The 412-nt window shown below is 54.1% G+C and carries 1 rRNA gene; it reads right to left on the bottom strand.

Annotated elements, in window-relative coordinates:
• Nucleotides 1–412 (bottom strand): 23S ribosomal RNA (locus AQ981_RS25490); the annotation flags it as partial.

Genomic DNA, 412 nt, shown 5'->3' with positions numbered 1-412 from the left:
TTAAGACTCGGTTTCCCTTCGGCTCCCCTATTCGGTTAACCTTGCTACAGAATACAAGTCGCTGACCCATTATACAAAAGGTACGCAGTCACACAGGCAAGCCTGTGCTCCCACTGCTTGTACGTACACGGTTTCAGGTTCTTTTTCACTCCCCTCGCCGGGGTTCTTTTCGCCTTTCCCTCACGGTACTGGTTCACTATCGGTCAGTCAGGAGTATTTAGCCTTGGAGGATGGTCCCCCCATATTCAGACAGGATACCACGTGTCCCGCCCTACTCATCGAGCTCACAGCATATGCGCCTTCGTGTACGGGACTTTCACCCTGTATCGTGCGGCTTTCCAGCCGCTTCCACTGACACACATGCTGATTCAGACTCTGGGCTCTTCCCCGTTCGCTCGCCGCTACTGGGGGA

This window comes from Entomohabitans teleogrylli (assembly GCF_001484765.1).
In the GTDB taxonomy this organism is placed as follows: domain Bacteria; phylum Pseudomonadota; class Gammaproteobacteria; order Enterobacterales; family Enterobacteriaceae; genus Entomohabitans; species Entomohabitans teleogrylli.
The sequence above is the reverse complement of the archived record's forward strand: the minus strand, read 5'-3'. Positions and strand labels throughout refer to the sequence as shown.